This is a genomic window from Streptomyces sp. NPDC030165 (assembly GCF_055573595.1).
In genome coordinates this window covers 42,970-63,877 of the sequence record NZ_JBVIBD010000025.1, presented here as the reverse complement: position 1 = coordinate 63,877, position 20,908 = coordinate 42,970, and the positions used below count along the sequence as shown (strand labels likewise).

General features: G+C 71.7%; 14 protein-coding genes. 5 read left to right on the top strand and 9 right to left on the bottom strand.

Annotated features, from left to right (window positions below; translation table 11 throughout):
• Positions 1-3 precede the first annotated feature (3 nt).
• From ACZ4Z1_RS34780 to ACZ4Z1_RS34755, 6 genes are all read right to left on the bottom strand, one after another.
• On the bottom strand, positions 4-1,005 hold the full coding sequence (locus ACZ4Z1_RS34780) for an NAD-dependent epimerase/dehydratase family protein (RefSeq protein ID WP_468490664.1): 1,002 nt from the start codon (positions 1,003-1,005) through the stop codon (positions 4-6).
• A gap of 1 nt (position 1,006) precedes the next feature.
• Entirely contained in the window at positions 1,007-2,440 is a 1,434-nt protein-coding gene (locus ACZ4Z1_RS34775; protein ID WP_468490663.1) for an NDP-hexose 2,3-dehydratase family protein, read from the bottom strand.
• Between the two features lie 83 nt (positions 2,441-2,523).
• On the bottom strand, positions 2,524-3,351 hold the full coding sequence (locus ACZ4Z1_RS34770; RefSeq protein ID WP_468490662.1) for a class I SAM-dependent methyltransferase: 828 nt from the start codon (positions 3,349-3,351) through the stop codon (positions 2,524-2,526).
• A gap of 41 nt (positions 3,352-3,392) precedes the next feature.
• Complete coding sequence (locus tag ACZ4Z1_RS34765; protein ID WP_468490661.1) at positions 3,393-4,649, bottom strand: cytochrome P450; 1,257 nt, start codon at positions 4,647-4,649, stop codon at positions 3,393-3,395.
• Between the two features lie 14 nt (positions 4,650-4,663).
• Complete coding sequence (locus tag ACZ4Z1_RS34760; RefSeq protein WP_468490660.1) at positions 4,664-7,996, bottom strand: ferritin-like domain-containing protein; 3,333 nt, start codon at positions 7,994-7,996, stop codon at positions 4,664-4,666.
• Positions 7,993-9,507 carry a flavin monoamine oxidase family protein gene (locus ACZ4Z1_RS34755; RefSeq protein WP_468490659.1) on the bottom strand — a complete coding sequence of 505 codons (1,515 nt, stop codon included), beginning with the start codon at positions 9,505-9,507 and terminating at the stop codon, positions 7,993-7,995. The genes ACZ4Z1_RS34760 and ACZ4Z1_RS34755 overlap by 4 nt, the downstream gene beginning before the upstream one ends.
• Before the next feature lie 405 nt (positions 9,508-9,912).
• Between ACZ4Z1_RS34755 and ACZ4Z1_RS34750 the strand changes: the two genes are divergently transcribed.
• From ACZ4Z1_RS34750 to rfbB, 4 genes are all read left to right on the top strand, one after another.
• A complete protein-coding gene (locus ACZ4Z1_RS34750) occupies positions 9,913-11,172 on the top strand; it encodes a glycosyltransferase (protein ID WP_468490658.1) in 1,260 nt (419 codons plus the stop codon).
• A 20-nt stretch (positions 11,173-11,192) separates the two neighbouring features.
• Positions 11,193-12,392 carry a cytochrome P450 gene (locus tag ACZ4Z1_RS34745; protein ID WP_468490657.1) on the top strand — a complete coding sequence of 400 codons (1,200 nt, stop codon included), beginning with the start codon at positions 11,193-11,195 and terminating at the stop codon, positions 12,390-12,392.
• Positions 12,393-12,714: 322 nt separating this feature from the next.
• The gene (locus tag ACZ4Z1_RS34740; protein ID WP_468490656.1) at positions 12,715-13,779 is read left to right on the top strand and encodes a glucose-1-phosphate thymidylyltransferase; all 1,065 of its coding nucleotides are present in this window, start codon (positions 12,715-12,717) and stop codon (positions 13,777-13,779) included.
• Positions 13,776-14,726, top strand: coding sequence for a dTDP-glucose 4,6-dehydratase (gene rfbB, locus ACZ4Z1_RS34735; RefSeq protein WP_468490655.1), 951 nt, complete (start codon positions 13,776-13,778; stop codon positions 14,724-14,726). The genes ACZ4Z1_RS34740 and rfbB overlap by 4 nt, the downstream gene beginning before the upstream one ends.
• Positions 14,727-14,752: 26 nt before the next feature.
• On the opposite strand, the gene ACZ4Z1_RS34730 is transcribed toward rfbB, so the two are convergent.
• Positions 14,753-17,599: a helix-turn-helix transcriptional regulator gene (locus tag ACZ4Z1_RS34730; protein WP_468490654.1), complete on the bottom strand. Its 2,847-nt coding sequence runs from the start codon at positions 17,597-17,599 to the stop codon at positions 14,753-14,755.
• Between the two features lie 944 nt (positions 17,600-18,543).
• Here ACZ4Z1_RS34730 and ACZ4Z1_RS34725 point away from each other — a divergent pair.
• On the top strand, positions 18,544-18,903 hold the full coding sequence (locus ACZ4Z1_RS34725) for a hypothetical protein (RefSeq protein ID WP_468490653.1): 360 nt from the start codon (positions 18,544-18,546) through the stop codon (positions 18,901-18,903).
• Between the two features lie 269 nt (positions 18,904-19,172).
• On the opposite strand, the gene ACZ4Z1_RS34720 is transcribed toward ACZ4Z1_RS34725, so the two are convergent.
• The gene (locus ACZ4Z1_RS34720; RefSeq protein ID WP_468490652.1) at positions 19,173-20,021 is read right to left on the bottom strand and encodes a helix-turn-helix domain-containing protein; all 849 of its coding nucleotides are present in this window, start codon (positions 20,019-20,021) and stop codon (positions 19,173-19,175) included.
• 12 nt (positions 20,022-20,033) lie between these two features.
• Positions 20,034-20,786, bottom strand: a complete 753-nt coding sequence (locus ACZ4Z1_RS34715) for a DUF6879 family protein (protein ID WP_468490651.1) — start codon at positions 20,784-20,786, stop codon at positions 20,034-20,036.
• Positions 20,787-20,908 lie beyond the last annotated feature (122 nt).

Sequence of the window (20,908 nt, the reverse complement as noted above, 5' to 3'; positions counted from 1 at the left end):
TCGTCACCGGGCCTCGCTCTCCTGGCCGGCCAGAGCGGCGACGGTGCGCCGCAGCCCCTCGGGAAGCGAGGTCCGGGGGTGCCAGCCGGTGGCCGCCCGGAACGGGGAGGAGTCGATGGTCACGCTGCGGAAGTCCGTCGCGGGGGCGTGGGCCGGCGGTTCGACGGACTCCACGGCGACCGGCTGCCGCCCCGTGTGGTCGGACACGGTCCGGGCGATGAGCCGGAAGACGTCGCCGAGCGCGTCGCCCCGGCCGGCGCCGATCAGCCAGTGGCCGCCTACCAGGGCGTCCGGGTGGTCGAGGGCCGCCGCGAACGCCGCCGCGACATCGCTGACGTGGACCAGGTCGCGCCGCACTGTGCCGTCGTGCCACATGGTGAGCGGCAGGCCCGTGAGCGCCCGCCGCACCATGGCGGACACGACACCGCGGTCGCCGGTACCGGGCGCCGCTCCCTCACCGAACACCGTGGGCAGACGTAGGCTGATGCCGCGCGCCCGGCCCTCGGCCGTGGCCTTGAGCAGGAGGTGCTCCGCTGTCAGTTTCTGCCGGTCGTAGGCGGTTTCGGGGTGGTCGGGTTCACTGCCGTCGAGCGGTTCCCGCGGCGGCACGCCGACCTGTGAGGCGGCGCCCGCGTACACCACCAGCGGGGGCGTCCCGTCGTCCGCGGCCGGCCGCAGGACGTCCAGGAGGTCCCGCATCACGCCCACGTTCACGCGCTCGGCTTCCGGCTCGGTCTCGGCCGCCCGCCAGCCGCCGTCCGCCAGGAGCAGGTGCACCACCGTGTCCGAGCCCGCGACGGCCTCGGTGAGCGCCGCCCGGTCGGTGAGGTCGGCGGTGACGGCGGTGGTCCCGGCCGGGCCGGGGGGAATCGCGCTCAGCCTGCGCGCCACCGCCCGCAGGCGGACCGGGCGGTGCGCCAGTGCGCGCAGGACGGCCGATCCCACGAAGCCCGAGGCGCCGAGCACGGTGATCAGCGGTTCGGTGGCTGCCGGTGTGCGTGCCATGTCACACCTCTCCCCGGGTCCGCGTCGCCATGGCGTTGAGGCAGGCCAGGAGCGTGCGGGCCTCCACGTTGAGGTAGTGCCCGTGCCGGGTGAGGGCCCTGAGCTGGGCGGGGGTGGCCCAGGCGAAGCCGGCGGGCGGGTCGAGCGCGGCCCCGGTCCCGTCGGCGTCGACGACGAGGTACCGGCTCCGGGCGTTCAGGAAGCGCCCGCCCTCCTCGGAGTGGACGGCCTGGTAACGGATCCGCGACGCGGGGGCGTGCAGGACGGCGTCGAGGAAGGGCGGGCGGTCCGCCTCCGGCAGGTGGGCGTGGTTGCCGGGCGTGCACTGGACGGTGGGCGCCAGCTCGACCGTGTCCAGGAAGCCGCCCTCGGCCCGGGCCTGCACCAGCACGTGCGGCACCCTGTCGATCTCGCGCACGAGGAACGCGGTCACCCCCGTGCCGACGGGTTCGATCAACGGCTGGTCCCAGCGGACCACTTCGCGGTTGCCGGCCCGTACGGAGACCGCGACGACCTTGAAGTAGCGGCCGTCCTCGTGCTCGATCGCCTCGACACCGTGCTTCCAGCCGCGCACGGAGGCCAGCGGTACGCGGCGGGTCCGCACGTCGCGGCGGGAGCGCTCGCCGGTGAACCACGACAGGAGCTGAGCGTCGGAGAGCAGCGCGCCGGGCGATGTGTCCCGGTACGGCACGCAGGACAGCACGGTTCTGGCGTTCATGTTGACCATGTCGTCCTCGTGCAGGAGTTCGGCGATCTGGCCGAGGGTGAGCCAGCGGAAGTCGTCCGTCGCGGGGACCTCGCCGGCCGTCTCGACGATCATGTTGCGGTTGGACTTGCGGAAGAACCACGAGCCTTGTTCCGACTGGAGCACGTCCACGATGATCCGGTCGCGGTCGGGCCGCACGAAGTGGTCGATCAGCCGCACGTCCGCGCCCCGGTGGGCCCTGGTGTAGTTGCTGCGGGTGGCCTGCACGGTCGGCGAGAGCTGGAGCAGGTTGGGGTTGCCCGGCTCCATCTTGGCCTGCATCAGGAAGTGCAGCACCCCGTCGAACTCCTTGGCCAAGATGCCCAGGATGCCCACCTCCGGCTGCCTGATGACGGGCTGCTGCCACTCCCGGCGGGGGCCGTCGCCGTAGGGCCCGTCGTGTTCCTCCACGTGCAGGCCCTCGACGGTGAAGAACCGCCCGCTGCGGTGCACGAGATCGCCGGTGCCGGGCTCGAACCGCCACTCGCCCAGCTCCGCGAACGGTATGCGTTCCACGCGGAAGACATGGGCGCGGCGGCGCTCCGCCAGCCAGGCGTGGACGTCCTCGGTCCGCGACCGCACCCCGCGGCGGGCCGCTGCCGACAGGGCGAGACGGTCGGCCAGCGAACGGTCCTTGCGCGGACGTACGGCGACGGGGGCGGCAGGTGGTGGGCCGAGGCAAGACGACATCGAAGTACTCCCTGTCTGCGGGGGTCGAGAGCGGAACGGTGTTCGCCCGGCCGGCACGCGCCCGGCCGGCCACGCCCGCGGGGTCAGGTCCGCTGCGCGGTGATCAGGACGTAGCCCGCGTGCGGGTGCTTGCCGAAGGCGTCCATCAGGTCGGCCGCCGCGCTGATCTGCTCCGCCGCCGGGGCGTCGAGGGAGGCGGCGATGTCCCGGAAGGCGGCCGCGGCGTGCCCGTAACTGGCGCGGACCTGTTCGCCGATGTCCATAAGTTCCAGCAGTTGCCAGCCCGCTTCGGCCAGGCGCGCGCGGTGCTCGTCGGGCGTGTTGATCCCGGCGATCTCGTACACGTCCAGCATGCCGTCCAGCACGGTCCGGTCCTCGCCGGTGAACGGCTGCCGCTGGCACAGGTCGGTGACGACCAGACGCCCGCCGGGGCGGACGACGCGGCGGATCTCCGCCAGGGCGGCGGTCTGGTCGGTGATGTGCAGCAGCGATTCGATCGCCCAGGCCCCGTCGAAACAACCGTCGTCGAAGGGCAGGTCCACGGCGTCCGCGAACCGGAAGGAGACCCGGTCGCGCGCGTCGGAGCCGTCCGCCTCCTTGTCCGCCTGGGCGAGCTGCTGGTGGCTGACGGTGATGCCGGTCACGCGGACGTCGTGCGCGCCCGCGATACGCAGGGCCGGCAGGCCGTTGCCGCAGCCCACGTCGAGCAGCCGCTGGTCCGGCCGGAGGCCGAGGCGGGCGGCGACGAGGTCGGTGAGGCGGTCGGTGGCCTCGGTGATCGGGAGGCCGGGGTCGTCGTCCCAGTAGCCGACGTGGATGTTGCCGCCCAGGGCGGTCGTGGCCCCGGCGTCGGCGAACACGTCGTACGCCTGGCCGACGGAGTCGGGGCTGGTGCCGGGCTGCTGTGTCATGAGTGCCTTTCCTTCGCGCAGTGTCGGTGGGGCGCTGCGGGTCACGGCAGGTCGGATCTGCCGAGCACCAGCCGTGTCGGCCCGTGGAAGACCATGTCGTCGGCGTACTCGACCTGTTGACCGCCGCGACCCAGCCCGGGCATGCCGTCCAGCAGCGTCCGGAGACCGATTTCGGCCTCCGCGCGGGCCAGCGTCGCGCCGAGGCAGTAGTGGATGCCCAGCCCGAAGCCCAGGTGCCGGTCGGCGGGGCGGCGCACGTCCAGGACGTCGGGGCGCGAAAAGCGCGCGGGGTCCCGGTTCGCCGAGCCGAGCAGGGCGACCACTCGGCTGCCGCGCGGCACCTCGTGCTCACCGAGGCGGGTGTCCCGGTACGCCCATCGCGTCACCGCCTGCACCGGCGGGTCGTAGCGCATCAGCTCCTCGACCGCCCCCGGCGTCAGTTCGGGAGCGGCGCGCACCTCGTCGAGGACCTCGGGGTGCGCCCGCAGCGCCAGCACCGCCTTCGCCAGGAAGTTGGTGGTGGTCTCGTGTCCGGCGGTGAGCAGGTGGACGCAGGTCCCCACGATCCCGTCCACGCTCAGCGGCGCACCGCCGTCCCGGGCGCGGACCAGGAGCGTGAGCAGGTCACCGCGGTCGTCCCCGTGCCGCCGGGTCACCTCCTGCCGGAAGTAGCGGGTGAACGCGTCGGCGGCTGCCTCGGCCCGTGCGTAGCCGCCTGCGCTGTTGCGCGAGCGGGTGCTGCCGGCCTCCTGGAGGGCCATCGCGTTGGCGCGCAGCCATCCGTGGTGGTCCGGTGGAATGCCGAGCAGTTCGCAGATGACGAGGATGGGGAACGGCGCCGCGAAACCCTCGACGAGGTCGGCCTCCCGGCGCCGCCCGAACTGTTCCAGCAGCTCGTGTGCGATCTGTGTGATGCGGGGCCGCAGACCGGTGACGATCGAAGAGGAGAACTCTGTACCGAGCAGGGAGCGCAGTTCGGTGTGGCGCGGCGGGTCCAGGAACACCAGCCAGTTCTCGACGACGGCCCGCAGGGCCCGGTACTCGGCGGGGACCGGGACGGGCGCCGCGCCGGGGTCGCCGGAGGCCACGCGCGCGTCCCGGCCGAACCGCCGGTCCGACAGCACCTGGACGACTTCGTCGTAGGAGAAGGCGTAGAAGGTGTCCGGCGCGCCCGCGCCCGGTGCCCCGCGGTGGACCGGCGCGGTCTCCCGGTAGCGCCGGTACACCGGGTACGGGTGGGCGATGTCCTCCCCGCCCCAGCCCTTGAGGTCGAACCGCGGCAGCGTCGCGGATGGCATGCGGTCTCCTTCGCTCATGAGTGTGGCGTCGCCGCTCCGTACGGGCCCGCCGGGGATGCCTGGCAGCCCGGCGGCCGGAAGCGGTCGGCCCAGAACGCGCTCATCTCACCCACCCGGGCGGGCACCAGGGGTTGCTTGCCGCAGGCCACCGCGAGATGCGCGAGGCGCAGCGCGATGCCGCGTCTGGCCACGTCCGGGCGGGACACCGGCGCGGGCTGCTCGGACAGCTCGAACGACGGCCCGGCGGTCCGGCCCCGCCGTCCCGACGGCAGGGTCACCAGCAGTTCCGCCAGCGGGCGCATCAGCCCCGTCATCATGTCGATCGCCGCGTTCATCAGGTCGGAGCGGCGCAGGCTCGCGTCCGGGCACTCACCGAAGTGCTGGGCCATTAGCTGGAGCGCCATGAAGTAGGAACGGTTGAACAGCTCCATGACCGACCGGGCGTCCGGGTCGGTGACCGTCTCCATGGCCGCGTTCCCCTGCCCGAGGGTCGGGTTCCGTACGACGGGGTAGGCCGGGTTCCACCGTTCGCCGCCCGGGCGGGCCCGGGTGGCCGGCGAACCGCAGAGCAGGTCGGAGATCCGCAGGAACGAGGCGTAGTGCGAGTGCTCGGCGGTCCGCACGTCCAGCACCCCGCCCTCTCCCTGCTCGGTGATGACGTCGATCGCGAACAACGCGCTGGACAGGTCGTCGACTTCGAGCTGGTAGTCGGGGTGGTGCCGGTTGACCGACTCCCGCAGGAAGAGGTGGTGTTCCCCGCCGCCCCTGCCCTTCTCCACCAGGAAGAGGTCCGGGACGCGGTGCAGGCCCTCGCGGATGTCCGTGTACAGCTCGCTCAGCGAGGCGTAGGGGTGCCGGTCGTCGTGGGTCGCGGGGGCCGCCGGTGTGTCGCCCCGCCGTACGTCGTGGACGAGGTCTTCCGGCCGTTCGATCTGCACGAACCGTTCGACGCTGCCGGGCCCCAGCCTCTCCAGGGAGAAGTCCAGCGGTACCGGCAGGTCGTGGTTGACGGTGCCGAAGTCGAGCCGGGGCACGTGGAATGGCTCGCCCACCGCGGTGAGGATGTTGTTGACGAGGAGAAAGTGGATCATCTCCTCGCGGGCGATGTTCAGCAGCATGCTGCGGATGCCCTCGTCGAGGGTCTCCCCGCCGTCGCCGCAGGCGAGCCGGAGCTGCTCGGGTGTCCACATGCCCCGCCGCACGTACTCCAGGCCGGCACCGTGGGTGGGCACCGAATAGGCCGCGTACAAGTACTGGAGCATGACGGCCAGTTCGATCGTGGCGGCGTCGCGCAGCACCTCGACGAGGCGGCCGCGGGTGGTGATCTTTCCGCTCGAGCGGCCGGCCGCGGGCTCCGTCAGCAGGACCTCGTCCGGCGCCTGCTGGGCCCGCAGGAACGTCAGCAGGAGCTGTGCCTTCGGCTCGGACAGGTCCCGCGTCGGCGGCATGTAGTACGTCTTCGCCTTGTTGCGCGGGTCGCACATCTGCCAGATCAGCTTTGCGTATGTCTCCACCTTGCACCGGTCCGCCAGGCTGAAGACCTCCGCCTTCATGAAGGAGTACAGGTGCTCGTAGAACGCGAAGACCTCCGTGTAGACCAGGTCGAAGGTCGCCTCGTCCTGGCGGATACCGGTCAGCCGCCAGTCGTCGGGCAGCACCCGCACCGACAGGTAGCCGGCGCCGGGCCAGTAGCCGAGCGCGTCGTCGTGGTCGTGGCCGAGGGCCGCCGAGCCGGGCCGGTCCACGTCGCACGGCAGGTCGTCGGCGCCGGCGGACAGCAGGACGCGGGCGGTGCCGGCTGCCGCGCCCCGCAGGGTGAACCATCCGAGGCCCGCGTGGTCGGTGTCCAGGAGGCAGGTGTCGGACCACGGGCCGGAGCCGTCCCGCCGCCCCGCGCGCAGGTGGACGATGCCGACATCGGAACACCGTGCCTCGGGGGAGCGGGCGGCCGGGTCGCGCGGGAGGGCCCGGGGGTTGAAGAACTGCCGTACGTGGATTTCGGCGACGGCGGCCGGGCGGCCCCGCACGAAGGAGCGCACGAGTACGTCGACGTCCTGGTCCGCGTCGTCCGGGTCCCGTGGATGTTCCAGGAAGAGGCTCGCGTCGTCGGCCTGGACGTTGATCTCCTTTTCGCGCAGGTGCACCACCGGGCCGTTCGGGCCGGTGCCCACCAGGCGCAGCGCCTCGTCGGCCGCGGCGTGCGCCGGCAGCTCGATGGGGACCGTCACCAGGCCGCCGGCCAGGGCGTACTTCTCCCCGAGGTACGCCTGCCGGGGCACCCGGGCCACCAGCCGGTCGCTGTCCGCCGTGCGCAGTTCGAGATCGCCGATGTCGACCGGGGCGGGAGGGCCGGCCGCGACCCCGGGGGCTGCCTTTGGGGCACGGGTGGGCACCGCAGTGATCATGTTGAGGGTGACGTGCTCGTCCGTCAGCTCGACGGTGAGGTTGTGCAGCTCAACGGGTGCCCGGCCGGGCGCGTGGCGCTCCGGGACGAGCAGCCGGCCCGCCGGATAGGTACGCGGCTCGTGCGGGCGCCACGGTGCGATCGTCCCGCGCAACCGCCACCGGCCAGGCCGGTCGGGCGCGAGTGGAGCGGCCAGATGGCTCAGCGCGAACTGCACCACCAGGCCGCCGGCCCCCTCGGCGGCGGCCGCGGCCCGCAGGTGCCGTACGGCCGGCGAGACGGCCGCTTCGTCGAGCCAGGTCAGTTCGTCCTGCTCGGTCACGGCGAACTGGTGCACCACGGAGCGGCGCAGCCGCTCCGCCAGCCAGTGATCGCCGACGTCCCGGACGTGGCGGGCGTTGTGCCACCGCGGGGGATGGAAGCCGCGGACGCCTCCGGTGGCCATGTACCCGACGTCGTGGGAGCGGCCGTCCCGCCCGAAGCAGAACTGCCCGACCATGAGCGTCGTGGTCCAGTCGGACGACGGGTCGACGTCGAAGACGCGGGCCCGGTTGACCGTGGTGGCCAGGTACTCGTTGTAGTGTCCCCACATGTCGACACCGCGGCCGACCACCGGGTCGGCGGTGTCGACAGCGCCCGCACGGACCTCGACGCCGGTGATCCGCGCGTCGGCGGAGAAGTGCCCGTTGCCGGCGAAGTCCTCGCCCTTGGCCGCGCTGAAGGGTCCGTCGGACGCCGGGCGGCCCGAGCTGTCGAACCTCGGCCCCAGCCGGTCCAGATGGTCGTGGTACTCGCCGGGCGGGCGGTGCGCGGGGAAGGGCTGTCCGTCGTCGGTGAGCGCCGTGTTGGTCGCCAGATCGACGAGGCCGCTGCGCGCGCCGGTCGGCAGGTGCGTCGTCGCCGTCCCGCCGAAGTGCAGCCGGGGCAGGTCGAAGACGCTCATGCCGACTCCCGCGAGGGGCTCGGCCGGGTGCCGGCGAAGACGCGGTGGGCCCGCGGCTCGTACCACTCGATCTCGTGCGCGGTGTCGATCGCCGACTCGATCGCGCCCTCGATCCAGGCGGGCTTCGACGAGCAGTGCTCGCCGGCGAAGAAGAGCCCCTTCTGCCGCCGGGCCGCCTCTCGCCGCTCCGCCTCGCGCAGGGCGGCCTCCTGGCCCCAGCGGACCGTGGCCGCCCCCCAGGACCACCGGCGCGCGCCCCAGTCCCGGCCCGCCACGCCCAGGACCATGCCCGGTCGGCGTAACTCGGGGTGCATCGCGCTCAGTTCCCTGGTGACGACCGCGTTGCGCTCCGCCTCGCCCAGCCGGCTGAGCGCGTCCGCGTCCGGCCCGATGGCGTAGCTCGCGAGCAGCACCGCGCCGTGCTCCGGATCGCCTTCGGCGGGCGGGTAGTAGGTCTGCCGCACGTGTCCGCCGGTGAAGGACGCGCCCCCGCTGATCCCGTCCTTCTCCCAGAAGGCTTCGCGGCAGTGGAAGGCGACCTTCGTTGCGGCCCAGTATTTCGTCTGGTGGACGATGTCCAGTTTGTCCTGGTCGAAGCCGGACAACTGCATCCGCCTGAGCACCGTGAACGGAATGGTGCACACCACGTAGTCGCAGGTCCGGGTGAGGGACCTGACACCGTGGCGGATCCGCAGGACCACCGTGTCGTCGCGGACGTCGATGCCGACCACTTCCTGGCCGGTCGCTATCGGTCCCCGGATCCGCGCGGCGAGCTGCCGGGGGAGCGCGTCCATGCCGTCGCGCAGCCGCACGATGGTGGAGCTGGTCTCGTCCAGGACGTCGTCGAGGAATCGCTCCAGGCGCGGCGGGCAGAACGACCGCACCTGGGGGTGGTCGGCGAAGAAGGAGTGCAGGTCGATCCGGTTGTGCGCGCTGCCGCACCGGTAGGGCGCCAAGTCGATGTGATCGACGAGGTTCAGCAGTTCCACGCCGATTTCGTCGTGCATCCCGTCGTAGAACTGGCGGGGGGCGATGGCCCTGATGCTGGCGTCCAGCCAGGCGCCGAACAGCAGGGTGTTCCCCTGGTAAGGCCGGCTCGGCAGTCTGGCGGCGAACTCCTCGACGAGGGTTGTGTGCGCGTCGCGCACCCGGAGGTAGCCGGAGGCAGTGGGCAGGTAGGCCGCGTCGTCGGAGAACAGAGTGCGGAATTCGCGCACCTGGTGCTGCAGCCCGAGTTCGGCGATGTAGTGCATGGTCAGCCGGTGCCCGGCGGGGATCCGCATCGCGCCGAGTTCGGCGAACGGCCCGGCCTGGCCGCGGCCGGAGAACCGGTGGGTGTGAATGCGGCCGCCGATGTCCCGGCTTGCTTCGATGACGTGGACCTGATGTCCGAGGCGTTCCAGTTCATAAGCCGTGACCAGGCCGGCGATGCCGGCGCCGATGACGGTGACCTTCTTCGGTCCGCCGAGCGCCTCGTCCGCCCCGTCGATCTTCTGCGAGGGTGCCGTCACAGGTTGCCTCCAGTACGCGATGTCCAAGGCCGGGAGCATGTCCTGGGTGAACGCCAGCGCCTTCCCGGTCCCGGAAAGGGCGATGCCGGGGATTGCTTGTCGGTCATTGTTTGTGCAGTGGCGGCGCGTTCGTATCCCCCGCCGGGCCCGGGGACGGACGGTTCGGTCGGCGACGCGTCGGCGCCTTGGGGCGGCCCGGCATCGCCACCCTGCGCGAACGTGCGGGATTTGCCCCGCTCGCCTCACCCGAAGCCAGGGCCGGGCGATGCTGGCGTGTGTGGCCGGACGGCCGGGCCGTGGGCGCCCGGTCCGTCCGGCGGCAACGGTGACACCAGACCTTGACGGAGGCGAGAGCTGATGCGTGTGTTGATCGCTACCACACCGGCACCGGGACACGTCGTCAGCATGCTCGAAGTCGCACGCGAACTGACCCGGCGCGGTCACGAGGTGCGGTGGTACACCGGCCGGGCCTTCCGTGGACAGGTGGAGCGGACCGGGGCGCACTTCGAGCCCATGCACGCCGGGCTCGACTTCGGCGGCCGGAGCCGGGAGGAAGCGTTCCCCGGCCACGCCGGGCTGACCGGGGCCGCCAACTTCACCACCGGCGTCCGGGACATCTTCTACCGCACCGCACCGGGCCAGATGGATGACCTGCTGGCGGTGCTCGAACGGTTCGCGGCCGAGTGCATCCTCGCCGACGACATGTGCTACGGCGCCTGCTTCGCCGGCGAGCGCACCGGAACCCCGCTGGTCTGGCTGAACAACTCGGTCTACATCGCCGGCAGCAGGGACACCGCCCCGCTCGGGCGGGGCGCGATGCCCAGTTCGTCGCTGCTGGGCCGGGCACGCAACGCGCTGCTCAGGTTCGTCGCCGACCAGGTGGTGATGCGGGGCATGCGCCGGGAGGCGGACCGGACCCGGGCCCAGGTGGGACTGCCCCGGCTGCGGACCGGTGCCATGGAGAACATCGCGCGCCCGCCGGCCCTGTACCTGATGGGCACCGTGCGGTCCTTCGAGTTCCCGCGCAGCGACCTGCTGCCGGGAACCCACTTCGTGGGCGGGCTCCTCGGCCTTCCCCCGGAGCACTTCGACCCGCCCGGCTGGTGGGACGAGCTGCAGGGCGGCCGCCCGGTCGTGCTGCTCACTCAGGGCACTACCGCCAACGACGTCGACCGGCTGCTCGCGCCCGCCGTCCGGGCCCTGGGCGGACAGGACGTCCTCGTCGTGGTCACCACCGGCAGCGGCGTGGACGTCGACCGGCTGCGGCCGCTGCCGGACAACGTCCGGCTGGAGCGGTTCATCCCCTACCACCACCTGCTGCCGCACGTGGACGTGATGGTGACCAACGGCGGCTACAACGGCGCCAACGCGGCCCTCGCCCAGGGGATACCGCTGGTCGTCGCACCGGGCTCGGAGGAGAAGCCCGATGTAGCGGCGCGGGTCGAGTGGGCCGGGGCTGGCGTCGTCCTCAAACGGCGGGCCGTAACGGAAGCCGGCCTGCGCGAGGCGGTGACCACCGTGCTCAACGACGAACGCTACCGGCGGCGGGCACGCGAGATGTCCCGGGAGTTCCAGAGCTGCGACGCCCCGCGACGGGCCGCCGAACTGATCGAGTCCATGGCCGGCTCCCAGGGCCAGGTCCCCACCGGAGGTGTCACACAGTGAATGCCACGACGAAAACCGGCTTGGCACAAGCCCCCCTGGCGAGCATGCCGGTGGACCCGGGGCCGTTCGACTGCATGCCGGACCTGCTGGCGGCCGCCCGCGTCGCGCCGGTCGTGCGGATCCCCTACCTCGGTCAGCACGCCTGGGTCGTGTGCGATCCCGAACTGGTGCGGATCGCGCTGACACACCCCCGGATGGAGAAGGACGTGAGCCTGGTCCCGGACTTCATGCGCAAGCCGGGCCTGATGGTGGGATCGCAGCCCGATCCGGAGTACGCCCGCGCCATGATCATGAGCGACGGGGAGCACCACGCGCGGATCCGGCGGCTGCACGCACCGGTGCTCAGCCCCCGTAACACCGAGCGGTGGGGCGAGCGGGTCAGCGTCAAGGTCGACGGATTCCTGGACGAGCTGGAGCAATCCCGCTCCGCGGACTCCGCCGAAGTCGACGTGGTCACGGACTACACCCACCGGATCCCGCTGGCGTTCATCTCCGAGATGCTCGGCCTGCCCCTGGAGGCGGAGCGGCGGCTGCGCAGCATCACCGACGTGATGCTCTACTCCGCCGACTACCCGGCCCGCACCGAGGCGGTCGGGGCGCTGTTCGGTGCGGTCCAGGACTGGGTGCGCGACCCGGCCCCGCTGCGGGACGGGGTGATCACGGGCTTCCTGTCCGCCTCCGACGGGCCGGACGCGATCACCGAGGGCGAGGTCATCGTCTGGACGGTCGGAATGATCATCACCGGCTACGAGACGACCGGGAGCGCGATCTCCGCATCGCTGTACGAGGCGCTGCGCCGACCGCCCGAGGACCGGCCGCGAACCGACGAGGAGATCAAGGAGTGGATCGAGGAGGCCCTGCGGGTGCACCCGCCGTTCCCGCACCCGACCTGGCGCTTCGCCATGGAGGACCTCGACCTCGGCGGCTACCTGATCCCCAAGGGCGCCCCGGTGCAGGTCAGCATCGCGGCGGCGAACCGCGGGCCGGGCGAGGAGGCCGACAGCTTCGACCCGGCCCGCAAGGGCCAAGGGCACCTGACCTTCGGCCTGGGCATGCACTACTGCATCGGCGCCTCGCTGGTCCGGCTGGAGGCACAGATCGCGGTACGCGGCTTCCTGCGCCGGTTCCCGCAGGCGCGGCTGAGCAGCGACACCGCCGTCCAGTGGGAATCGGAGTGGATGATCCGCCGGTTGAGCGCCCTGCCCGCCGCGTTGACCTGAAGGCGTCCGTGCCGCGGCACGCCGGGCCGGCACATCCCCACCCGCGCCGACCGACACCGGGAAGGGGAGGCCCGGCCGTGCCAGGCGACGGGCGCCCGGCCGGGGTCATGACACAGGTTCTCACCAGGACGTGCCACGGAATCGGCCCGTTCACGGATATGGGGAAGATGATGGCTCCTAGCTTTGTGGCTGACGTACCGTGCGACCGGGGGACGCCCCGGCTGAGGCCGGACGCCTTCGGCAGCCGGCCGGACCTGCTTGAGCCGGACGGGCGCGGGGCCGTGCGCCGCCCCGGTGCGGCCGCCCCGGCCAAGGGGTGCCGATGAAGGCGCTCGTGCTGGCCGGCGGGTCCGGCTCCCGGCTGCGGCCGATCACACACACCTCGGCGAAGCAGCTCGTGCCGGTCGCCAACAAACCGGTCCTGTTCTACGGCCTGGAATCGGTAGCCGAGGCCGGTGTCCGCGAGGTGGGCATCGTCGTCGGCGACTCGGCCGCCGAGATCGAGGCGGCGGTCGGCGACGGCTCACGCTTCGGTCTGGAGGTGACCTACCTGCCGCAGGAGGCACCGCTGGGCCTGGCGCACGCCGTACACATCGCCCGGGACTACCTCGGCGATGACGACTTCGTGATGTACCTCGGCGACAACTTCATCGTCGGCGGCATCAGCTCGCTCGTGCGGCGGTTCCGCACCAACCGCCCGGACGCCCAGATCATGCTGGCCCGGGTCTCGGACCCGCGCGCGTTCGGCGTGGTCGAGCTGGACTCCCGCGGCCGGGTGACCGGACTGGAGGAGAAGCCGCAGCACCCGAAGAGCGATCTGGCGCTGGTCGGCGTCTACCTGTTCACCGCCCGCGTGCACGACGCCGTGTGCCGGATCAAGCCGTCCTGGCGAGGTGAACTGGAGATCACCGACGCGATCCAGGAACTGATCGACGCGGGGTGCCGGGTGGATTCCAGCGTCGTGTCCGGGTACTGGAAGGACACCGGCAACGTCGACGACATGCTGGAGGTCAACCGCCTGGTCCTGGACGGCGTCGCGGCCGACTGCGCCGGTGAGGTGCGCTCCAGCGAACTGGTCGGCCGGGTGGTGGTCGAAGAGGGCGCCACCGTCACCCGGTCGCGGATCGTCGGCCCGGCGGTCATCGCGGCCGGCTCGCACATCCGCGACTCCTACGTCGGCCCGTTCACCTCCATCGACAGCGACTGCGCGGTGACCGACAGTGAGATCGAGTACTCCATCGTGCTGCGCGGGGCCTCCCTCGCCGGGGTGCGGCGCGTCGAACGCTCGCTGATCGGACGCGAGGTCGAGGTGATGTCCACTCCCGGGGCCCTGCGGGCCCACCGCCTGGTCCTCGGCGACCACAGCAAGGTGCAGGTCACCTCATGAAAATCCTCGTGACCGGCGGCGCCGGCTTCATCGGATCGCACTTCGTACGGTCCTACGCCGGCGAGGACGAGGTGACCGTGCTCGACAAGCTGACCTACGCCGGGAACCCGGCCAACCTGGCGCCCGCCGAGGGCCGGTTCACCTTCGTCCACGGCGACATCTGCAACGCCGAACTGCTCCGGAAGGTGGTGCCCGGCCACGACATCGTCGTCAACTTCGCCGCCGAGACACACGTCGACCGCTCGATCACCGGCGCGGGCGACTTCGTCCGCAGCAACGTCCTGGGCGTGCAGTGCCTCATGGAGGCATGCCTCGACGCTGGCGCCCCGAGGGTCGTGCACGTCTCCACCGACGAGGTGTACGGCAGCATCGAGGCCGGATCCTGGGACGAGTCGGCCCCGCTCAGCCCGAACTCCCCCTACGCCGCGGCCAAGGCCGGCGGTGATCTGATCGCCCTGGCCTACGCGCGCACCCACGGGCTGCCGGTCAGCATCACCCGCTGCGGGAACAACTACGGGCCCTACCAGTACCCGGAGAAGGTCATCCCGCTGTTCACCACCCGTCTGCTCGACGGCCTGAAGGTGCCGCTGTACGGCGACGGCCGGCACGTACGCGACTGGATCCATGTCGATGACCACTGCCGGGCCGTCCGGCTGGTCGCCGAGCGCGGCGAGGCGGGCGAGGTTTACCACGTCGCGGGGACCGCTGAGCTGACCAACCGGGAGCTGACCGCCCGGCTGCTGGAGGCGCTCGGGGCCCCCTGGCGGCGTGTCGAGCACGTGCCCGACCGCAAGGGCCACGACCGCCGCTACTCCTTGACCGACGCCAAGCTGAGGGCCCTGGGCCATACGCCGCGGGTCACCTTCGAGCGGGGGCTCGCCGAGACGGTCGCGTGGTACGCCGCCAACCGCCGGTGGTGGCGGCCGCTGATGCAGGGAACCGGGTGAGCGGCTGCGACCGGGGCAGGTAGGCGCTACAGAGTGAAGCGGGCCAAGGCCGTACGGGAGCGGATGCCGAGCTTGCGGTAGATCTGCCGCAGGTGGAACCCGACCGTGTGCGGGGAGATGAACAGATGGCGGGCGGCCTGCCCGTTGGTAAGACCGCCCGCCACCAGTTCCGCCACCTTCCGTTCGGTCTTGGTCAGGCTCTCCCAGCCGGAGACCGGGCGTTCGGTGCGCGTCCAGTGCCGGCGCCGCACCCCGAGCCGGCGCAGTCGGGCCCGTACGCGGGCGGCGTCGTGTTCGCCGCCGAGCGCGCCGTACGCGCCCAGCGCCCGGTCCAGCGCGCTGACTGCGTTCTCCTGGTCGCCACGGTCGAGCAGGAGGACGGCCTGGTCCTCGGCCGCCGCGGCCTGGGCCCACGGATTGCGGTGCAGCCGGCCGGCCCGGTCCAGGGCATCCGCGTCCTTGTCGGCGAGCGCGCGAGCATGCAGGGCCGCGGCTAGGACCGCGGGAACGCCGCGGTTGTGCCGTCGCAGGTCCTCGGTCGCCTCGATGACGGCGCGGGCGAGGTCCGGCCGGTCCGCCGCCAGCGCGCAGCGCACACACCAGGCCGCGGCCGCCGGGTCCTCCAGGGCCAGTTCGCGCAGCGCACCGGCCTCCGAAGCGATCTCCGCCAGCATCTCCGCGGCTGCCCCGAAGTCCGACCGTGCCTCGGCCAGTTGGGCGTTCAGCAGCAGACGCGCGGACCACCAGGGACTCCAGGAAGCTGTCGGGAAGTCCTTCTCCAGGGTCTTGAGGTGATCCTCGGCCTGGGGGAGCGCCCCCCGGCGCAGCGCGGTCAGGGCCAGTACCAGCCACGCCTGGGGGGCGAGCATCGGCACGCACGGGCCGGCGGCGCCCACACCGTCCCGCGCCGCCTGTTCGGCCGCCTCCAGACGTCCCTGGGCCAGATACAGCGGTGCCCGGAGGACGGCCGCGACGGCGGCGGCCGGGGTGCCCGCCTGCACGGCGGCCAACGGCGCGCAGCACTCGACGACCTCTTGTGCCTCCTGGTACTCGTCGAGCCGGGTGAGCGTGAAGGCAAGGAACCAGCGTGGATCCAGAAACCGTGCGACTCGGTCCCCGCCGCCGAGGGCGACCGCCTGGCGCAGGGTCTGCAGCGCGTCACCCGCCCGGCCGGCGCGCCATTGGCCGAACGCTTGGAAGGCCATCGCGCCGGCGTGCACGGCCTGTGAGTGACGTCCGGGGGCGTCGAGGATCTCCTGGACCTGCTTGCGCGCGGTACTGTCACCGGTCAGCCAGGAGGCGGCGAGATGAGCGATCACGGCTTGGCGGCGCCCGAAGCCAGCCTCCTGCGCCGCCAGCGCGTCGCGTGCGGCCCGGTGCGCCCTGGGCGCGTCTCCCTGCAACAGCAGCGCGGCCGCCATCGTCGTCCGCAGCGCGGCGACGTCCTCGGCGAGCGAGCCCGGCGACAGGGCCGCGAGCCGGGTGGCCTCGTCGATGGTGTCCTCGGCCAAGGTGACCGCCTTCTCCAGGTGGCCGGCTCGGGTGAACGCCTCGACCGCGGTCTTCGCGCACCGCAAGCGCTCGGCCTGCCCGGGAGGCAGTAACTCCATGCAGCGCATCGCCAGTGACGCCGCGGTCGACGGATCGCCGGCCAGCAGTTTCCGGGACCCCTCGGAGACGATACGCAGGGTCTCCATGTCGCCGGGCTGGGCGATGTGTACCAGTTGGAGGGCGGCGCGCGCGAGGCCGTCGCGGCGCGACAGCAGCACCTGCGCCGCCTGCCGCCGCAGCAGCGCGCGCACCGGTAAGGGCACCGAGTCGAGCAGGACCCGCCAGATCGGCTCACTGCGAAACGCGAGGTCGTGCTCGCCGCAGACCACCAGCTTGCGGCTGACGGCTTCGTCCACCGCCGCCAGCAGGGCGACCGGTGTCTGGCCGAGCAGGGCCGACAGATCCTCCGGTGCGAACGGCGATCCGAGCACCGCTGCCACCCGAAGAGCCTTCAAGGTCGCCTCGGACAGCGACTGGAGATCCTTTTCGAGCAGCCCGGCGAAACGCTTCGGCACCGGCGCGGGCAGGCATACACCGGCCCCGCCCGCGGTGCCGCCGCTGACGTCGGGATGCAAGCGCGAGGTGTTGTCGACCAGGCAGACATCGCCGTCCTCCACGAGCCCGCGCATCAGCTCGATCACTGCCCGGGGGGTGCCGTTGACGCTTTCGGCCAGGGCCAGGAGCGCCGAGCCGGGGGTGGCACCGGTCACATCGGTGACCAATTGCGTCAACGCTTCACCCGAGAGCGGCCCCAGCTGGTGCACCGCTTCCACCGAAACCCTGCTCCTCAGCTTGCCGAGGCAGGTCCGCACCGCCTCGGACGAGACGGCGTCACGGTCCGAGGAGAAGGCCAGAAGCCATAGCGTTGGCCGGGTACTGAAGGCCTCGATCAGCTCGCACAACGCTGTCCAGGCGGGCCGGGACGCCAGATGCAGGTCGTCGAGCACCACGAGGATGTGCCGGCGCTCACTGTCGTTGCGCAACCATGTCCGCGCCGACTCGATCACGGACGTCACCAGCGGGGAGTGGCACCGGTGGTCGGCGGAACCCGACATGCCCGAGCGGGCACCCGCAAGCGCCGCCGGCCCATCGGAGACGGTCCCGGGGCCGGCCGTGATGCCGTTGACGACAGCGAAGCCGCTGCCGTTGGCGAGCGTGACAGCCTCCCTGAGAAGGCGGGACTTGCCCGCCCCGGGCGCGGCCTCCACCACCAGGACGCCACTGTGCCGGGTGCTCGCCACCCGCCGCAGGTTGGCGCGGACCTGCGCCAACTGCCGATCACGGCCGCGGACCTGCGGTAACGGTCGTGCATTGGACCCCATGACGCTCCCTTTGACGGGTTCGAGGAACGGACCAGTACCACGGCCGGCCCCGGAGCCCTGCCCGGGTACACGGGCAGGCGTGCCACGGGCCTGTGCGAGAGGGGCCGTCGGCAGACGGCCGCGCCGGTGACTCGTGCGGACGGCCCCTGACGGAGGTACCCCCACCGTGCTACCGGGAATACGCCCCGGCGCGAACAGAGGTTCAATGGCCAACGATTTGGGCGCCGCGGGAGGGTGGTTCCAGCCATGCGCTGCCCGGGGCCGCTGGTGTTCGTGCGCCCGCAGTAACGGCATGGTCGCCGGCCTCCCCACGAGGCACCCGGGTGATTCTCTGGAAGAACCACATCGGCTGGAACTACGCGGCAGGCGGCGTGGACGAATCTGGTGACGTTCTTCTTCCGTCCGTGTACCCCTGCTCGGACGCGGTCCCGAAGCGTGTTACAGGTTTCGGCGAGCAGTCCGCGCGGGGGCCGGAGCCGAACCAGCCAGCGCGCTCAGGGCCCCGGGACGCACGACGCCACCGGCCCCGGGGACGGAACTGCCGCTGGCCAGTGCCCTGGACCGCCTGCGCGCCCGCGCCTTCGCCGCCGACCCCAACGGCTCGCGCAGGCCCTACCAGCCCACCACCGGAGTCCAGCCGTCTAGAACGCGTTCCCAGCCTTCGGGTACGCACTGCGGGCGAGAAGCCAGCCCCTGACGCGCCCGATGCGGACGGTCGGTCGATGCGGCCCGTGCCTACCGACTGAACAGCCCGATGCGGGCCAGGAGACCCGCATCGGGCTGTTTTGCGAGACAGCGGGGGCGGTCCCACAGCTGGCGTCCGTCGCCGGTCCGCTGGGTGTGCCGTGCCACTCGGGCTCCGGCGACAACAGCCTGCCCGGCAGTGGGCACGGTCCCGCGCAGGCGACGCAGCTGTCCCCGGCCGGTGCATGAGATTGGATCTCATGTCGAAGCCTGATGCGCTGATCGTCGCTATCGCTGCCCTTGTGGAGTCCGGGCAGAGCAACCAGATGTCCTGGACCGTGGTCACCGATGGTGCCGTCATCACCGGTCACCTGGCTCCCGAAGCCGTGTGGCGGCGGAGGGCGGCAGAGGTGCTGACGGACTCCGCCCGCCTGGGCGAGTTCTCCGCTGTTTTCGACGCCCCCGCCAAGATGGACGGGCCGCCCACTCATCTGCACTTCCATGTCGCCCGGATCCTGCAGGGCACGGTGGGCATCCCGGAGACGAACGGGATGTACCGCGTGGCGATCGACGACATCAGTGCCTGGAGTGTGGGCTCCTTCAGCTACTCCGACCACTGACCCGCAGCCGCGCCGGGAGCTGAAGAGCGAGGAGTTCGCTGGATGCGTGGGCGGGCGCGGCGGAGGGATTTTGGACGATCTGACTCCGGGCGCGCCCGTGACGCGTCACATTTGAGGGCCGGCCGCATCGCTACCAACGTAGAGAACTGTGTGGTCGTGGTGCCGGGTCCGGTACCGAATCCCCGCGCCGGACAAACTCTTGCGCAATCACTCACCGGGCGACGACTCCCGCAAGCTCGGCACAAATGGCGGCGTTCGAGCCTGCTGGCTTACGTGGTGTGGAGGGCGCGTCTGGCAGTGTTGATGACGTTGTGGGCGTCGGTGCCGTAGACGGCGGACTCGCGCAGGGTGTCCCACGCCTTGCGGTACAGGGCGACGCTGTCCGCGTCGTCCAGCCACACTTCGGCGTGCCAGTCCTCGGTGACGACGAGGCGGTTATCGAAGATCCAGAAGCCGTTGGCGGCGGGGAGCTTCAGGGAGGCGCTGAAGGGTATGACGCCGAGTTCCACAGTGTCCATGCCGATCAGGCACGCGAGCCGGTCGAGTTGCGCGGCCAGTGTCGACGGTGGGCAGATCAGTGCGCGCAGAGCGGCTTCCCAGGTGATGACGTGCAGCGTGCGGCCCGCCCGGTACAGCCATTCCTGCCGTTTGACCCGCGTGCGGACCGCGGCGTCGATATCCGCCGCCGGCGCCAGGAGCTCCGCGTACCGCTTGAGGACGTGCCGCGTATAGTCCGCGGTCTGCAGCAGGCCGGGGACCACGGCCTCCTCCCACACCCATAGATGGGTGCTGCGGTCGATCTCTGTGGTCAGGTTGTCGTGGACGGGGCGGAAGCCATGGGTCAGGGCCCGGCGCCAGGACCTGATGTGTGCCTCGAAGCCGGTGAGCCGGGCCGCCAGCTCGGGGTATGCCTCCGGCTGGCCGGTCGCCTCCGCCCACGCCCGCAGGTCCTCGGGCGTAGCGGTCTGCCGTCCGTGTTCCAGCTTGCTGACCTTCGAGCTGGCCCAGCCGAGCTGCTGAGCCAGTTGGGCACCGGTGAGCCGGCCTGCGGGGCAGGAGAGCCGCAGTTCGCGAAGCCGCACGCCGAGGGCGGCACGTGCCTGCTGGAAGTCGGTCACCGGTGACTCTCGCTACTGTCCTGCGGACAGCCGGGCCGCGATCTCGGTGTACGGGACCGCGTGGTGCATCGCTGCGTCGCGGGTCCTGGAGTACTGCACGACACGTGCTGGGTCGGTGATCAGCTCGATGTCCAGGAGGGTGTCGGCTTCGTCGAATCGCAGCAGGGCCACAAGCCGGGAATCGAAGAGCCAGAAGTCCTCGTGCGGCAGGCCCGCCTGCTCGGCATCTGAGCGCCACAGGTAGCGCATGTCCTCGCCGGCGGCAGCGTTGTGCCGGGCGTAGTCGAGCAGGAACAGCTGCTCCTGCGTGGGCGGGCTGTCGATGATGCGGACCCGGCCGACGCGCTTGCCCGCGCCGGTCTGCTGTCGCGTGTTCACAAACCACGCTTCTTGCGGGTCGCAGGGGGCGGAGCCGGTCTCCACGAACGCCGTGTAGTCGGGGTCCTGGCGGTCGGAGGCGTATCCGCGCCGTGTTTCCAGACGCCATGCCGTGTGCTCGAAGGTTTCGAACAGGCGGCGGAAGGTGACGCGGTCGATGAGGTCCGGCACCCGGGTTACCTCCTTGGGGCCCCAGTTGACGAGTAGTTCGCGCGGCACGGCGACCGCGTGGTCGCCGGTCCCGAAGTGGCGGAGCTGGGCCAGTTCGCCAGGGTCGGTCAGCGGCTGGCCGTGCACGATGATCTCTCCTGAGTCCAGGTCTTCGTGGAGAGCGGGGCAGCCGTCGATCTTGCTGTCCGTGCCGGTGAAGTGCAGGCGTCGCACCATGACGGTCCTCTCTTGCGAGGTGATCCGCTCAGCATGCTCGGGGCCCCAAGCGTCCCTCTACACAGTGACCGCTGTCTCAGGAGAAAACAGCGGAAAACCGAATCAGACCGCGAGAAAGAACG

Bases quoted from the DNA above. Each gene is read 5' to 3' on its own strand.
- ACZ4Z1_RS34730 (WP_468490654.1), bottom strand. From the start codon at position 17,599: ATGGGGTCCAATGCACGACCGTTACCGCAGGTCCGCGGCCGTGATCGG.
- ACZ4Z1_RS34775 (WP_468490663.1), bottom strand. From the start codon at position 2,440: ATGTCGTCTTGCCTCGGCCCACCACCTGCCGCCCCCGTCGCCGTACGT.
- ACZ4Z1_RS34740 (WP_468490656.1), top strand. From the start codon at position 12,715: ATGAAGGCGCTCGTGCTGGCCGGCGGGTCCGGCTCCCGGCTGCGGCCG.
- rfbB (WP_468490655.1), top strand. From the start codon at position 13,776: ATGAAAATCCTCGTGACCGGCGGCGCCGGCTTCATCGGATCGCACTTC.
- ACZ4Z1_RS34725 (WP_468490653.1), top strand. From the start codon at position 18,544: ATGTCGAAGCCTGATGCGCTGATCGTCGCTATCGCTGCCCTTGTGGAG.
- ACZ4Z1_RS34765 (WP_468490661.1), bottom strand. From the start codon at position 4,649: ATGCCATCCGCGACGCTGCCGCGGTTCGACCTCAAGGGCTGGGGCGGG.
- ACZ4Z1_RS34760 (WP_468490660.1), bottom strand. From the start codon at position 7,996: ATGAGCGTCTTCGACCTGCCCCGGCTGCACTTCGGCGGGACGGCGACG.
- ACZ4Z1_RS34750 (WP_468490658.1), top strand. From the start codon at position 9,913: ATGCTCGAAGTCGCACGCGAACTGACCCGGCGCGGTCACGAGGTGCGG.
- ACZ4Z1_RS34770 (WP_468490662.1), bottom strand. From the start codon at position 3,351: ATGACACAGCAGCCCGGCACCAGCCCCGACTCCGTCGGCCAGGCGTAC.
- ACZ4Z1_RS34780 (WP_468490664.1), bottom strand. From the start codon at position 1,005: ATGGCACGCACACCGGCAGCCACCGAACCGCTGATCACCGTGCTCGGC.
- ACZ4Z1_RS34715 (WP_468490651.1), bottom strand. From the start codon at position 20,786: ATGGTGCGACGCCTGCACTTCACCGGCACGGACAGCAAGATCGACGGC.